Below are 13,737 nucleotides of genomic sequence, written 5' to 3'. Positions count from 1 at the left end.
TCAGTAAAAGACATGATTCATCCCGCAGGATGAATCATTGCTGGAGAGAATGAAAGAAGAGAAACTTACTCAGGATAGAGGGAACCGGCAGGAAAATGACTTAAAAACCAGGTCACTGCCAGTAAATCCGCGCTACCGCCAGGGCTTAAGTTACGCAGGATGAGTTCATCATCGAGGGACTGCATCGCTTCAATGCCCCCCTCAACCAATACGCCCCCTTGCCACAACAATTTTTGTGCCTGCTGCTGCACGTAGTAAAGCCCTTCCAGGCCTCCCCGTGACACCAGATTGGTATCATCATTCCACGCCATCAGATGCAACAATGTTTGCAGCAGGGCAAGATGGGTATCGTCATGCTCCTGCACGACCCGGTTAAACACCGGCAAAGCCTGCGTTCTGACGGTTCGAAAACCGCTTTCCGCTTCTCCCCGCGCACCCGACAGGCCATAGCACTGGAAATGGGTTTCACTCTTTGTCAGTTTTCCCGCTTTTTTTGCTGAGAGCTCGTGGGCAACAATATTCCGACTCAGGCGGGCAACCTGGTCGCAGATACGATTTTGCTCCAACGGTTCTCCCCGCGCGAGAAGTCGGCCAATCGCTGCGCTCAGCAGGCCAAAAGCGAAAATCGCCCCGCGATGGGTATTCACACCATTGGTCGCCTGTAGCATATCGTTCTCACAGGCCATCCCCAGCGGACGCAGCATCACCAGGACATTTTCTGCCGCCACCGCCGCCGTGTTGTTGCCCATGATAAAAAACTTTTCCATCCATGGAGCAATGGCGGTAGTGCTACGTTCAAATGCCGCCAGATCCATATCCCTATGCGCTCCCGAATTACGAATATCGACCAGACCGGGTTTTGGTGTCAGCCTGGCTTCCGCCAGCAGCGCTCTTGCAACCAACCCATTAAGTTCGCCAGCCGCCAGCGATGAGTACGCTGGCGTACGCCGTTCAGTCACAACGCTCACGTTCATAGCATTCAATCCTTCGTGCAATTTCATCCAACAAAAGGTCAAGGGTGTGATGCTTGCCCCGGGCACAGAGATGAGCATCCTGCTGGCATATCAAACATGGCCGGGCAGGATGCCCGAGTTCACGGCGTGATAGCGACTTACCGTCGCTATCAATAATGTCGATGTCCCAAAGCCGCCCTAACGGATGGCTCATCTCTAGTGTCGACATGTGCTGTTTCAACGCCATTGCCGGCGCACAGACCGCTGCCATCCATTCCGGGCCGCTGCGTTCATTCACCTGCATTTCCCAGACGTTGACCCACTCCTTCTGTTCGCAAAGCGCCAGTATTTCGGCAATTGCATAATCGGCGACACGCCGCCAGACCGCTGAGTTTTTAACGGCGCCCGGTGCAACCAGCGTGAGGGAAATCAACGGTAGCCGATAGCAGTTCAACGCCTGACGCTGCCTGGCGGCACGTTTATCGCGCGCTTGTAGCATCTCCTCCAGCGTAACTGCCTGGCCCTGGTACAGCAGGTCTGTGCCCTTCATCAGCCTTTAACCTGGCGAATCACGTCAATCACTGAACCGTCGCGATAACGCACCACAGCCACCACCCGATCGGTAAACTCAATCGGCTGCGGTTTACCGGTCAGTTGCTCAGCGCGCTGTTGCAGTTGTTCGATGGTCATCAGCGCCACGCCCGCAGCACGCAGGTTATCAAGCAGATCCTGACGCGCAGGGTTCACTGCAATACCATGGTCGGTAACCAGCACATCAACACTTGCCCCAGGCGTGACGGTAGTCAGCACTTTTTCCACCACGCATGGGATTCGGCCACGGACCAGCGGTGCGGTAATAATGGTGAGATCGGCCCCTGCTGCCGTATCGCTATGGCCGCCCGATGCGCCACGCAGTACGCCGTTTGAACCGGTCATCACGTTAACGTTGAAATTCACGTCAATTTCCAGTGCGCTCAGCATCACCACGTTCAGGCGTTCGCATGCCGCGCCTTTAGAGGCGGGGTTCGCGTATTGATTGGTTGAGATTTCAATATGATGTGGATTCTGCGCCAGCGAACGGGCTGCATCGCCATCGAATGATTGCGTATCCAGCAGCGCTTTGATCAACCCTTTCTCATGCAGATCCACCATGGTGCCGGTGATCCCGCCCAGGCCAAAACTCGCCGTAATGTTGTGGCGACGCATTTTGTCTTCCAGGAAACGGGTGACCGCCAGAGAAGCGCCACCGGTGCCGGTTTGCAGCGAGAAACCGTCACAAAAATAACCGGAGTGTTCGATCACATTGGCCGCCTGCCGGGCGATCAACAGTTCACGCGGGTTGCTGGACAGACGAATCGCGCCCGCGGTAATTTTTTCCGGATCCCCTACCTCATCCACCTGCACGATCAAATCAACCTGATCCTGCGCGATACTGGCCGGATAATTGGGGAATTCGACCCACTCTTCAGTCAGGAGCACCACACATTTAGCGTACTGCGCATCAACCTGCGCATACCCCAAAGAGCCGCAGCGTGACTTGCCGCTAAAACCGTTCGCATTACCAAATTCGTCGCAGCACGGCACGCCGAGGAAAGCGACATCAATATTCAGCTCACCGCTCTGAATCAGTTTTACGCGGCCACCGTGAGAGTGGATCTGTACCGGGTTTTCCATCAGGCCAGCGGAGATCTCTTCCCCTAACTTGCCGCGCAGCCCGGAGGTGTAAATCTGCCGCACCACGCCATTTTTAATGTGTTCGATAAGCGGCCAGTGGGCATCAATTAATGAGCTGGAGGCAAGCGTCAGATCGCGGAATCCCATTTCCGCCAGCTTCGCCATCACCATATTGACGACTTTGTCGCCACCACGAAACGCATGGTGGAAGGATATCGTCATGCCATTTTTAAGCCCGGAACGACGGATAGCCTCTTCAAGCGAGTCACAAATTTTACGCCGACGCTTTTCCGTTTCGCTGGCAAGCCACGGGCTGTTCGCTGTTACCCCCTGGTAGGGCTGTAATCCTTCCGGTACGACATATTGCTGGTTGAGCATGGTTACAGTCTCTTTCATGGTTCCTTCCTTAATCACGAATACCGGAAGCCGACAGCGCCACCACTTTGCGCGCGTGGTCGATAATCGGGCCGTCAATCATTTTGCCGTTGAGTGAAACGACGCCCAGACCGCGAGACTCAGCCTCTTCAGCGGCGGCAATCACCTCATACGCATGCTCAACTTCTTTACGTGTCGGAGAATAAGCCTGATGTAACAGCTCAATCTGACGTGGATTCACTAAGGACTTACCGTTAAAACCAAGTCCTTTCGCCAACTGCACTTCCTTCAGGAAGCCTTCTTCATTATTGATATCCGACCAAACAACATCATAGGCGGCAATACCCGCAACACGCGCCGCGTGCAGCACTGCGCAGCGGGCGTAGAACAGCTCGGTGCCATCGCCCCGGCTGGTGCCCATATCCATCACGTAATCAAATGCCGCCAGCGCAATTGCCACCATGCGCGGGCTGGAGGTGGCGATGTCGACGGCATTGACCACGCCTTTCGCTGATTCGATCGCCGCCATCAGCCTGGTACTGCCGACCTCACGTCCACATTCACGTTCGATCCGTTCGACCTGCGCTTCCAGCTCCAGCACATCGTTTTTGCTGTCGGTTTTCGGTAGACGCACAATATCCGCGCCACCACGCACGACGGCCTCAAGATCGGCCAGACCAAACGGCGTGTTCAGTGGATTAATGCGCACCACTTTTTCAACATCCTGATAGAACGGATGTTGAAGCGCGTGATGGACTAAAAGACGGGCGGTATCTTTCTCACGTAACGCTACGGCGTCTTCTAAGTCGAACATCACCGCGTCCGCACCGTAGACAAACGAGGTGCTCAACATGGCCGCATTTGCGCCGGGGATAAACAACATACTGCGACGTGGTCTCATAACGCACTCCATTGAATTTCCGTTTGTTCTGCAGCGCGCAGCGCCGCCGCCTGCACTCGGGCGCGTAAAATACACTCCAGCGCGCCTTTGTCATCGACGCTAACCAGCGCGCGTTCAACGCCCAGCTTCGCCAGCGTTTCGCGCACGACTTGCTCAATCGCCGCGCCAAACTGCTGCTTCACCAGACTCTCTAGCTCCAGCCGAATTCCTGGCTCGCTGGATGGACCAATCCTGATCATCACATCGCTGGATTCCAGCGTGCCTGCCAGGGCATCTTTAATGATTTTCATTAGTTATGTTCCTTGTTAACGGTGTTACGTCATATGGTTTCAGTGTGTCTGGCGGCATGCCGCTGCAGATATGCCAGGGTACCAGCAGGCACCAGCGCGCTTATCGCCGGCCAATTACGTTCGCTATACAGTTTTCTGACGCGAGAGGCGGAAATAGCCGTGCCGTTTTTCTCCACCCGCGCCAGCTCGACGACCTCAATAACCGGGCCGCTACGCTTCGGATCGTGTAAAATGTCGTGCATTCGCTGGTTATAGGCACAGGTCAGAGGACAAAACGGTTCACTGCCGACAAAACGATGGGTAATCCCCAGCGCTGGAGCCAAATGTTCACGGAAGAGTTGCAGATCGATCTGGCAATGGCAGTCGTCCACAACCCCTTTTTCTTTGAGGAAATAGCCGGGAAACGTCGCACGCGAGATCATATAAGCGGAGCCGGAATGCAACGTGACGTTGTCAATGCCCGCGATTCCTTGTTCGATCAGCGCCCAACGGTCGGTATAGGAAAAAAATGAAGCATCTTCTTTGACCACAAACAGATGCAGCCAGTCACAGGCCGCAGCCGCTTGCTCCACCAGATAACGGTGGCCCAAGGTAAACGGATTGGCGTTCATGACGATGGCGCCGATCGTTTTTCCCGGTTGACGATAAAGCGCCAGTTGGCGACAAAAGCGCGCTAACCGTTCACTGCTGTTCTCCATTAACACCGCCAGCTGACCTGCCTGCGCAATGGGCCAAAACCCCGCGCCAGAAAACAGCAACCGATTTTGCGGCTTAGTGAACAGGAAAAGCTCGCTGCGGTTTAACTCGTAGGCCAATGTAAGCAACTCAGTCAGCAGTTTGAGGCTGAGCCCTTCCCCTTGTAAAACCGGGGAAACAGCGATGCATTTCAGTACGTTCCCGGCCAGCGAGCCGCATCCAACTATCTCACCCTGCCAATATGCGCATACCGCGATTTCACAATCGTCTTCCAGAGCGAGTCCCTCGCCCTCCAGAAACATGGCGACCGACTCGCGACGCAATACATCCTTTTGCAAATAAATGCGTTTAAATATCAGATTCACTCTATTCAGCATCCGTCAGCAAATAACGCCGCATATTTCGCCAGTGTTTATATTATTCGTCTGGAATAGACATCACACTTTCCCCGCTGCCTTTATGACCTTTATAGTTTTTATTTCCTTAATTAATCAGAGTTAATAAAAACAATTAAATTAATTAAAAACACAACCATTCAGTGAAGATAGTCACATCTCACGGTTCATTGAATTTATTAGTATGCGCAGGTCTTGTTACCCATCAATACACAGGAAAATGTTTATGACCAACATGACCCAGGCTTCGGCTACGGAGAGAAAGGGGGCTAGCGATTTACTCAGATTCAAAATCTTTGGTATGCCGCTACCGCTTTATGCTTTTGCATTAATTACTTTATTACTTTCTCATTTTTATAATGCTATACCTACTGACTTAGTCGGTGGTTTTGCCCTTATGTTTGTGATGGGGGCCATTTTTGGTGAAATCGGCAAACGTTTACCGATCTTCAATAAATATATTGGCGGCGCACCGGTTATGATATTTCTGGTTGCAGCTTATTTTGTCTATGCTGGCATATTTACGCAGAAAGAAATTGATGCGATCAGCAACGTAATGGATAAAAGCAACTTCCTTAACCTGTTTATCGCGGTGTTGATCACAGGCGCTATCCTGTCGGTAAACCGTAAGCTGCTATTAAAATCACTGCCGGGCTATATCCCAACCATCCTCGCCGGGATCGTCGGCGCGTCCCTTTTCGGTATCGTCATTGGTCTGTGCTTCGGTATCCCGGTCGACCGTATCATGATGCTGTACGTTCTGCCGATTATGGGCGGTGGTAACGGCGCGGGCGCCGTGCCTCTGTCTGAAATTTATCACTCGGTTACCGGACGTTCTCGCGAAGAGTACTACTCAACGGCTATCGCCATTCTGACCATCGCAAACATCTTCGCCATTATTTTCGCTGCACTCCTCGATATGGTCGGTAAAAAATACACCTGGCTTAGCGGTGAAGGCGAGTTGGTTCGTAAGGCCTCCTTCAAAACTGAAGATGATGAAAAAGCCGGTCAGATTACCCATCGTGAAACGGCGATTGGTATGGTGTTGTCTACCACCTGCTTCCTGCTGGCCTATGTTGTTGCCAAGAAAATTCTGCCAAGCATCGGCGGCGTCTCTATTCACTACTTCGCCTGGATGGTACTGATTGTTGCTGCTCTGAACGCATCAGGTCTTTGCTCTCCGGAGATTAAAGCCGGGGCAAAACGTCTTTCTGACTTCTTCTCCAAACAACTGCTGTGGGTGTTGATGGTAGGTGTGGGTGTTTGCTACACCGATCTGCAAGAGATCATCGACGCCCTGACGTTCGCCAACGTCGTTATCGCCGCGATCATTGTGGTCGGCGCTGTCGTTGGCGCAGCTATCGGGGGCTGGTTGATTGGCTTCTACCCGATTGAATCATCCATTACTGCGGGTCTTTGTATGGCCAACCGCGGCGGCTCCGGCGATCTGGAAGTGCTCTCCGCCTGTAACCGTATGAACCTCATTTCATATGCACAAATTTCCTCTCGTCTGGGCGGCGGTATTGTGCTGGTTATCGCTAGCATCGTGTTCAGCATGATGGTGTAAAAAAACGCACGGCGGTGTCTTTGCCGCAAACGACCTGGAGAAAAGTAGAGGCCAAAGCCAGAGGTGGCCAAGGGAAATCCACTCTACTCCTTAGCCGGATTCACCAGGAAGGTTGTCGTCAAGGCCACCGTCGTGCCTCTCATTATGGAAAATGATTCATGAATGAAGCTGTACTACTGGGTGAAGGTTTCACCCTGATGTTTTTAGGGATGGGGTTCGTACTGAGCTTTCTGTTCCTGCTGATTTTCGCCATTCGCGGCATGTCTGCCGTGATTACTCGCTTCTTCCCGGAGCCCGTCGCCGCGCCCGCACCGCGCGCCGTTCCCGCCGTGGACGACTTCACCCGCTTAAAGCCGGTGATTGCCGCCGCCATTCACCATCACCGTCTTAACGCTTAATTCCCGGAGGGATCCATGACTATTGCCATTACCGATGTCGTCCTGCGCGACGCTCACCAGTCCCTGTTCGCCACCCGTCTGCGTCTTGATGATATGCTGCCGATTGCCGCCGCGCTCGATGACGTGGGCTACGGCTCCCTCGAATGCTGGGGCGGCGCCACCTTTGACGCCTGCATCCGTTTCCTCGGCGAGGACCCGTGGCTGCGCCTGCGCGAGCTGAAAAAAGCCATGCCCAAAACCCCGCTGCAGATGCTGCTGCGCGGCCAGAACCTGCTCGGCTACCGCCACTACGCCGATGACGTGGTGGAACGCTTCGTCGAACGCGCGGTGAAAAACGGCATGGACGTCTTCCGCGTCTTCGATGCCATGAACGACCCGCGCAATATGAAAGCCGCCCTGCAGGCGGTGCGCAGCCACGGGGCACATGCCCAGGGGACCCTGAGTTACACCACCAGCCCGGCGCACACCCTGCAGACCTGGCTGGACTTAACCGAACAGTTGTTAGAGACCGGCGTTGACTCGATTGCCATCAAGGATATGTCCGGCATCCTGACGCCGATGGCGGCGTATGAACTGGTCAGCGAAATCAAAAAACGTTTTGAGGTGCGCCTGCACCTGCACTGTCACGCCACCACCGGGATGGCGGAGATGGCCCTGCTGAAGGCTATCGAGGCGGGCGTTGACGGCGTGGACACGGCGATTTCCTCCATGAGCGCCACCTACGGCCACCCGGCCACCGAGGCGCTGGTCGCCACGCTTGCCGGCACAAAATATGACACCGGGCTGGATATCCTGAAGCTGGAAAACATCGCCGCCTACTTCCGCGAGGTGCGCAAAAAGTACCACGCCTTTGAAGGCCAGCTGAAAGGCTACGACAGCCGCATCCTTGTGGCGCAGGTACCGGGCGGAATGCTGACCAACCTCGAAAGCCAGCTGAAGCAGCAGAACGCGGCGGACAGGCTGGACCAGGTGCTGGCGGAAATCCCCCGCGTGCGCGAGGACCTTGGCTTTATCCCGCTGGTGACCCCCACCTCGCAGATTGTCGGCACCCAGGCGGTGCTCAACGTGCTGACCGGCGAACGCTACAAGACCATCGCGAAGGAAACCGCCGGTATTCTGAAAGGCGAATACGGCCACACCCCGGTGCCGGTGAATGCCGGGTTACAGGCCCGCGTGCTGGAAGGGGGCGCTCCGGTGACCTGCCGTCCGGCGGATTTACTCAAACCGGAACTGGCTGAACTGGAAGCGGACGTCAGGCGCCAGGCGCAGGAGAAGGGCATCACTCTGGCGGGAAACGCCATCGACGACGTGCTCACCGTGGCGCTGTTCCCGCAAATCGGCCTCAAATTCCTCGAAAACCGCCACAACCCGGCGGCGTTTGAGCCACTGCCGCAGGCGGAAGCCGCGCAGCCGGTGGCAAAAGCAGAGAAGCCTGCCGCTTCCGGTATCTACACCGTGGAAGTGGAAGGCAAAGCCTTTGTGGTGAAGGTCAGCGACGGCGGCGATATCAGCCAGCTCACTGCGGCTGCACCTGCTGCCTCTTCTGCTCCTGCCACCGCCCCGGCAGGCGCCGGCACCCCGGTCACCGCCCCGCTGGCGGGGAATATCTGGAAGGTGATTGCCGCCGAGGGCCAGACGGTGGCCGAAGGCGACGTGCTGCTGATTCTGGAAGCCATGAAGATGGAAACCGAAATCCGCGCTGCGCAGGCCGGCACCGTGCGCGGTATCGCGGTGAAGTCCGGGGACGCGGTTTCCGTCGGCGACACCCTGATGACGCTGGCGTAAGGACGAGGAGCGGAAATGGAAAGTCTGAACGCCCTGCTTCAGGGCATGGGGCTGATGCACCTTGGCGCAGGCCAGGCCATCATGCTGCTGGTCAGCCTGCTGTTGCTGTGGCTGGCGATTGCGAAGAAGTTCGAGCCGTTACTGCTGCTGCCGATTGGCTTCGGCGGCCTGCTCTCCAACATCCCGGAAGCGGGCATGGCGCTGACCGCGCTGGAAAGCCTGCTGGCACATCACGACGCCGGGCAGCTGGCGGTGATTGCCGCGAAGCTTAACTGCGCGCCGGACGTGCACGCCATCAAGGAGGCGTTAGCGCTGGCGCTGCCGTCGGTGCAGGGCCAGATGGAGAACCTGGCGGTGGACATGGGCTACACGCCGGGGGTACTGGCGCTGTTCTATAAAGTGGCGATTGGCTCCGGTGTCGCGCCGCTGGTCATCTTTATGGGCGTGGGCGCGATGACCGACTTCGGCCCGCTGCTGGCGAATCCGCGCACCCTGCTGCTGGGGGCGGCGGCGCAGTTCGGTATCTTCGCCACGGTGCTGGGGGCGCTGACGCTGAACTACTTCGGCCTTATCAGCTTCACCCTGCCGCAGGCGGCGGCCATCGGCATTATCGGCGGCGCGGACGGCCCGACGGCGATTTATCTGTCGGGCAAACTGGCGCCGGAGCTGCTGGGGGCCATCGCGGTGGCGGCGTACTCGTATATGGCGCTGGTGCCGTTAATCCAGCCGCCGATTATGAAGGCGCTGACCACGGAGACGGAGCGCAAAATCCGCATGGTGCAGCTGCGCACGGTGAGTAAGCGGGAAAAAATCCTCTTCCCGGTGGTGCTGTTACTACTGGTGGCGCTGCTGCTGCCGGACGCCGCGCCGCTGCTGGGGATGTTCTGCTTTGGCAATCTGATGCGTGAAAGCGGCGTGGTGGAGCGTCTGAGCGACACGGTACAGAACGGGCTGATTAATATCGTCACCATCTTCCTCGGGTTGTCGGTGGGCGCGAAGCTGGTGGCGGACAAGTTCCTGCAGCCGCAGACGCTGGGCATTCTGCTGCTGGGTGTGATTGCCTTTGGTATCGGGACGGCGGCCGGGGTGCTGATGGCGAAGCTGCTGAACCTGTGCAGCAAGAACAAAATCAATCCGCTGATAGGTTCAGCCGGAGTGTCGGCGGTGCCGATGGCAGCCCGCGTATCGAACAAAGTGGGGCTGGAATCGGACCCGCAGAACTTCCTGCTGATGCATGCGATGGGCCCGAACGTGGCGGGTGTTATTGGCTCGGCGATAGCCGCCGGCGTGATGCTGAAATACGTGCTGGCGATGTAATAGTGGATGGGATACGCATGTCGTATCCCATTTTCATCCAAATTTTTTCTGAAAGAAAAGTAAGTATGAACTGGTTCAGGTTCCGGTGATGCCGAATGCAAGAAAATACCGTAATTAAATATCTAAATACCAATATGTTTATACGGGAAATTACACACTGGTTTGCCAGACGCTCGTTTCAAAACCGGATATTTCTACTGATCCTGTTTACATCCACCATCGTGATGCTGGCAATCACCTGGTATCTGACCGATATCACGAAAGAGCGCCTGCATTATCAGGTGGGCCAACGTGCGCTTATTCAGGCAATGCAAATATCCGCTATGCCAGAATTAGTTGAAGCCGTAGAGGCGCATGATTTGCCACGCATCAAAGCGCTGATTGACCCAATGCGCTCGTTTTCGGATGCGACTTACATTACCGTTGGCAACGAAAAAGGTCAGCGACTGTATCACGTCAACCCGAATGAGATCGGCAAATATATGGAGGGCGGCGATAGCGACGACGCGCTGTATAACGCTAAAAGCTACGTATCGGTGCGTAAAGGTTCATTAGGCTCTTCCTTACGTGGTAAATCCCCGATTCAGGACAGTACCGGTAAAGTCATCGGTATTGTTTCCGTCGGCTATACTCTGGAACAGTTGGAGAGCTGGCTTAACTTACAAATCAGCTCGTTGCTGTTCCCGATGGCGATACTGTTGCTGGTGCTGTTGTACTGCGCCCGCCGCTTCTCGCTGCATATTAAAAAGCAGATGCTTAACATGGAGCCGCAGCAGCTTTCACAACTATTAATTCAGCAAAGCGTGTTATTTGAGTCGGTATTTGAAGGGTTGATCGCCATTGACTCCCATCACCGTATTACCGCCATTAACCAAACGGCTCGCCGCTTACTGAATCTGAGCCAACCGGAGTCTGAACTCATTGGCTATGCAATCCACCATATCGTGTTGCCGGAGGCTTTTTTTTACGATGCGCCGCAAAAAAACAAAAAAGATGAGATCGTCACCTTTAACCAAATGAAAGTCATCGCCAGTCGCATGGCGGTCATTATTGACAACCAGCCTCAGGGCTGGGTTATTAGCTTTCGCAACAAAGACGATATCAATACACTCAGCCTGCAGTTAAGTCAGGTGCGGCAATACGCCGATAACCTGCGCGCCGTGCAGCATGAGCATCGCAACCTTATTTCCACCATTGCCGGACTGCTGTTCCTGAAGCGCTACGATAATGCGCTGGCGCTGATTCAGCAGCAGTCGGAAAGCCACCAGAAAGTACTCGATTTTATTTCCCATAATTTCCGCGACCACCACCTTGCGGGGCTATTAATCGGTAAATATTATCGGGCAAAAGAGCTGGGGCTGGAGCTGATTTTCGATCCTTCAAGCTTTGTTGAACACCTGCCGTCATCGCTCTCGCATAATGAATGGATTTCGATTGTTGGCAATTTATTGGACAACGCCTATAACGCCACCCTGCTCAATCGCGAAGGCTCGCGACAGATTGAGTGCCTGATCAACAGCGAAGGTAATGAAGTCATTATTGAAGTTGCCGATCAGGGATGTGGTATTGACGAAAATATCCGCCAGCATATTTTCGAGCGTGGAGTGACCACCCACAACAACGGCGATCACGGAATTGGATTATGGTTGGTGCACAGCTACGTCAAGCAGGCCAATGGTGACATTATCGTCGATAACAATAATCCTTTTGGCACCATTTTTACCCTCTATATCCCTTTTACCAGAGAAGAATAACATGGATAGCATTACGACACTCATCGTTGAAGACGAACCGATGCTAGCGGAAATCCTGGTGGACACCATCAAGCTTTTTCCCCAGTTTTCAATCGTCGGCATCGCAGACAAACTGGAAAGTGCAAAGAAGCAAATACGCCTCTATCAACCACAGTTAATTCTATTGGATAATTTTTTACCCGATGGCAAAGGGATCGATTTAATTCGTCATACCATCAGCACCAACTACACGGGGCGAATTATTTTCATTACCGCCGACAATCATATGGATACCATCAGCGATGCCTTACGCATGGGCGTATTCGATTATCTGATTAAGCCGGTACATTATCAGCGCCTGCAGCATACCCTGGAGCGGTTCACCCGTTACCGCAGTTCGTTACGTTCCAGTGAGCAGGCAAACCAGACGCACGTTGATGCCTTATTTAATATCCAGGCCAAAGAACAAACCGCAGAACCGAATAGCGGACTGCGGGGAATTGATGAAAACACCTTCAACCGGGTACGACAAATATTCGCCGACCCGCAGGCAGTACATACAGCAGACACTCTGGCACAAATTCTGGGCAGCAGTAAAACCACTGCCCGACGCTATCTGGAACAAGGCGTGAAAAATAACTTTCTCGAAGCGGAGATCAGCTACGGGAAAGTGGGCAGGCCGGAGAGACTCTATCGCGGCAAAGTATGAGATTATGGCGCCAACATGTAATTACGGCGCACAGGCAAACACCTCAGCCACCCACTGACGAAAACCGTCCACATCCAGCGCCAGCGCCACCTGCGCGTTGGCGGGCTGCCCCAAACGCCCTTCAATATCCACCACCGTGGTACCGGCGGTATATTGCCCCTGCGTTTCTACGGCCACAAAACAGGATTGCAGGGTAAAAAGCTCCGGACGCACCAGCCAGGCGATCGCGCAGAGATCGTGCATCCGCAGACCGCTTTGCATACTGCCGCTGCGGTAATGGCTGAACAATGCATGCAGCATGCCGCCGGTTTTATTAAGCGCAGGAAGCGTAGCCAGATACTCCGGCGTCAACACGGCCTGATTGGTGACGTCCAGCCCACACATCACAATCTCAATGCCGCTACGAAATACGTGGGCGGCGGCTTCCGGATCGACAGCAATGTTAAATTCAGCATTAGGCGTAAAATTGCCGCGCCCTGCGGAACCGCCCATAATCACCAGCCGGTGAATGTTGAAGCGGCACTCCGGATAGTGCATCAGTAGCAACGCAATATTGGTCAATGGCCCTATCGCCACCAATGTCATGGGCTCCGGGGCGTTCATCAGCACATCCCGGATAGCGATAAACGCTGGCTTCGCCAACGGTTGGCGCTGATGGTCGACAAAATCATAGCCTTCCATGCCGGATTCGCCGTGGACGTATGCCGCATCGCGTAACGGACGCAGCAGCGGCGTCGCGGCTCCCTGGGCAAGTGGCACATCGGCGTCCCAGAAATGCAGGAGCTGTAAGCCGTTACGGGTGGTTTTTTCGACCGAAACGTTGCCGGCAACGGTGGTCATCAGTTGCAGATCCAGCTCGGGGGCAAACAGCGCAGCGGCAATCGCGGCGGCGTCATCAATGCCTGGATCGGTATCAAGAATAATGTGTAGGGATGCTGCCATTA

General features: G+C 54.8%; 13 protein-coding genes. 6 read left to right on the top strand and 7 right to left on the bottom strand.

The window, feature by feature from the left end; all coding sequences use genetic code 11:
* Positions 1 to 65: 65 nt before the first annotated feature.
* From citG to citC, 6 genes are read right to left on the bottom strand one after another with little or no spacing between them, the layout of a single operon-like run.
* Positions 66 to 974, bottom strand: a complete 909-nt coding sequence (gene citG, locus NA389_RS06225; RefSeq protein WP_001103235.1) for a triphosphoribosyl-dephospho-CoA synthase CitG — start codon at positions 972 to 974, stop codon at positions 66 to 68.
* The gene (citX, locus tag NA389_RS06220) at positions 952 to 1,503 is read right to left on the bottom strand and encodes a citrate lyase holo-[acyl-carrier protein] synthase (RefSeq protein WP_000679050.1); all 552 of its coding nucleotides are present in this window, start codon (positions 1,501 to 1,503) and stop codon (positions 952 to 954) included. The genes citG and citX overlap by 23 nt, the downstream gene beginning before the upstream one ends.
* Entirely contained in the window at positions 1,503 to 3,023 is a 1,521-nt protein-coding gene (gene citF / locus NA389_RS06215) for a citrate lyase subunit alpha (RefSeq protein WP_000665573.1), read from the bottom strand. The genes citX and citF overlap by 1 nt, the downstream gene beginning before the upstream one ends.
* A 10-nt stretch (positions 3,024 to 3,033) precedes the next feature.
* The gene (gene citE / locus NA389_RS06210) at positions 3,034 to 3,903 is read right to left on the bottom strand and encodes a citrate (pro-3S)-lyase subunit beta (RefSeq protein ID WP_001247811.1); all 870 of its coding nucleotides are present in this window, start codon (positions 3,901 to 3,903) and stop codon (positions 3,034 to 3,036) included.
* Positions 3,900 to 4,193, bottom strand: coding sequence for a citrate lyase acyl carrier protein (gene citD, locus NA389_RS06205; RefSeq protein ID WP_000691461.1), 294 nt, complete (start codon positions 4,191 to 4,193; stop codon positions 3,900 to 3,902). The genes citE and citD overlap by 4 nt, the downstream gene beginning before the upstream one ends.
* A gap of 29 nt (positions 4,194 to 4,222) precedes the next feature.
* Positions 4,223 to 5,266: a [citrate (pro-3S)-lyase] ligase gene (citC, locus tag NA389_RS06200; protein WP_000934789.1), complete on the bottom strand. Its 1,044-nt coding sequence runs from the start codon at positions 5,264 to 5,266 to the stop codon at positions 4,223 to 4,225.
* Positions 5,267 to 5,510: 244 nt separating this feature from the next.
* On the opposite strand from citC, the gene citS reads away from it, so the two are divergent.
* The 6 genes from citS to citB all read left to right on the top strand — a co-directional run bounded on the left by citS (position 5,511) and on the right by citB (position 12,793).
* Positions 5,511 to 6,851, top strand: coding sequence for a citrate/sodium symporter CitS (gene citS, locus NA389_RS06195; RefSeq protein ID WP_079917091.1), 1,341 nt, complete (start codon positions 5,511 to 5,513; stop codon positions 6,849 to 6,851).
* Positions 6,852 to 7,009: 158 nt separating this feature from the next.
* On the top strand, positions 7,010 to 7,249 hold the full coding sequence (locus tag NA389_RS06190; RefSeq protein WP_001001151.1) for an oxaloacetate decarboxylase subunit gamma: 240 nt from the start codon (positions 7,010 to 7,012) through the stop codon (positions 7,247 to 7,249).
* Between the two features lie 15 nt (positions 7,250 to 7,264).
* Complete coding sequence (gene oadA, locus NA389_RS06185) at positions 7,265 to 9,034, top strand: sodium-extruding oxaloacetate decarboxylase subunit alpha (protein ID WP_000150427.1); 1,770 nt, start codon at positions 7,265 to 7,267, stop codon at positions 9,032 to 9,034.
* A 15-nt stretch (positions 9,035 to 9,049) separates the two neighbouring features.
* Positions 9,050 to 10,351, top strand: a complete 1,302-nt coding sequence (locus NA389_RS06180; protein ID WP_000444829.1) for an oxalacetate decarboxylase subunit beta — start codon at positions 9,050 to 9,052, stop codon at positions 10,349 to 10,351.
* 134 nt (positions 10,352 to 10,485) lie between these two features.
* Positions 10,486 to 12,105: a citrate sensor histidine kinase CitA gene (gene citA, locus NA389_RS06175; protein WP_001563099.1), complete on the top strand. Its 1,620-nt coding sequence runs from the start codon at positions 10,486 to 10,488 to the stop codon at positions 12,103 to 12,105.
* Between the two features lies 1 nt (position 12,106).
* A complete protein-coding gene (gene citB, locus NA389_RS06170) occupies positions 12,107 to 12,793 on the top strand; it encodes a citrate response regulator transcription factor CitB (RefSeq protein ID WP_000377415.1) in 687 nt (228 codons plus the stop codon).
* A gap of 21 nt (positions 12,794 to 12,814) precedes the next feature.
* On the opposite strand, the gene rihC is transcribed toward citB, so the two are convergent.
* Positions 12,815 to 13,735 carry a ribonucleoside hydrolase RihC gene (rihC, locus tag NA389_RS06165; protein ID WP_000741408.1) on the bottom strand — a complete coding sequence of 307 codons (921 nt, stop codon included), beginning with the start codon at positions 13,733 to 13,735 and terminating at the stop codon, positions 12,815 to 12,817.
* Between the last annotated feature and the right edge of the window lie 2 nt (positions 13,736 to 13,737).

Source organism: Salmonella sp. NW645 (assembly GCF_051703725.1).
In the GTDB taxonomy this organism is placed as follows: domain Bacteria; phylum Pseudomonadota; class Gammaproteobacteria; order Enterobacterales; family Enterobacteriaceae; genus Salmonella; species Salmonella enterica.
This window is presented reverse-complemented; position numbering and strand designations above follow the sequence as displayed.

Excerpts from the sequence above, each read along its gene's own strand:
- rihC (WP_000741408.1), bottom strand. The coding sequence starts at position 13,735 with ATGGCAGCATCCCTACACATTATTCTTGATACCGATCCAGGCATTGAT.
- NA389_RS06190 (WP_001001151.1), top strand. The coding sequence starts at position 7,010 with ATGAATGAAGCTGTACTACTGGGTGAAGGTTTCACCCTGATGTTTTTA.
- citC (WP_000934789.1), bottom strand. The coding sequence starts at position 5,266 with ATGCTGAATAGAGTGAATCTGATATTTAAACGCATTTATTTGCAAAAG.
- citS (WP_079917091.1), top strand. The coding sequence starts at position 5,511 with ATGACCAACATGACCCAGGCTTCGGCTACGGAGAGAAAGGGGGCTAGC.
- NA389_RS06180 (WP_000444829.1), top strand. The coding sequence starts at position 9,050 with ATGGAAAGTCTGAACGCCCTGCTTCAGGGCATGGGGCTGATGCACCTT.
- citD (WP_000691461.1), bottom strand. The coding sequence starts at position 4,193 with ATGAAAATCATTAAAGATGCCCTGGCAGGCACGCTGGAATCCAGCGAT.
- citB (WP_000377415.1), top strand. The coding sequence starts at position 12,107 with ATGGATAGCATTACGACACTCATCGTTGAAGACGAACCGATGCTAGCG.
- citE (WP_001247811.1), bottom strand. The coding sequence starts at position 3,903 with ATGAGACCACGTCGCAGTATGTTGTTTATCCCCGGCGCAAATGCGGCC.
- citX (WP_000679050.1), bottom strand. The coding sequence starts at position 1,503 with ATGAAGGGCACAGACCTGCTGTACCAGGGCCAGGCAGTTACGCTGGAG.
- citF (WP_000665573.1), bottom strand. The coding sequence starts at position 3,023 with ATGAAAGAGACTGTAACCATGCTCAACCAGCAATATGTCGTACCGGAA.
- citA (WP_001563099.1), top strand. The coding sequence starts at position 10,486 with ATGTTTATACGGGAAATTACACACTGGTTTGCCAGACGCTCGTTTCAA.
- oadA (WP_000150427.1), top strand. The coding sequence starts at position 7,265 with ATGACTATTGCCATTACCGATGTCGTCCTGCGCGACGCTCACCAGTCC.
- citG (WP_001103235.1), bottom strand. The coding sequence starts at position 974 with ATGAACGTGAGCGTTGTGACTGAACGGCGTACGCCAGCGTACTCATCG.